A 309-nucleotide genomic window follows, 5' to 3' on the forward strand; every position below is an offset into this window, starting at 1 on the left:
GAGTATTCAAACAATCCAGAACTTTTTTTGACTAATTTAGTTGGGTACACAAAAGGAGCATATACTGGTGCTGAAGAAGATAAAGAAGGTCTATTAAGTATAGCTGATAATGGCATGATTTTTATGGATGAATTTCATAGTTTAAGACCAGAATGCCAAGAGAAAATCTTCTTGTTTATGGATAAGGGAATTTTCCATAAAGTTGGAGATATTGAAACATGGTATTCATCAAAGATTCGACTTATTTTTGCAACAACAGAAAATCCGAGTAATGTTTTATTGAAAACTTTGCTAAGAAGAATACCAATT

Annotated in this window: 1 protein-coding gene; it reads left to right on the top strand. The window is 31.1% G+C overall.

Translation table 11 applies throughout. From position 1 onward, the window contains the following. The coding region (locus tag NE665_RS24255; protein ID WP_256302752.1) for a sigma 54-interacting transcriptional regulator at positions 1–309 on the top strand (309 nt) is incomplete at both ends.

The organism is Clostridium sp. DFI.1.208 (assembly GCF_024463855.1).
Classification (GTDB): domain Bacteria; phylum Bacillota_I; class Bacilli_A; order Erysipelotrichales; family Erysipelotrichaceae; genus Clostridium_AQ.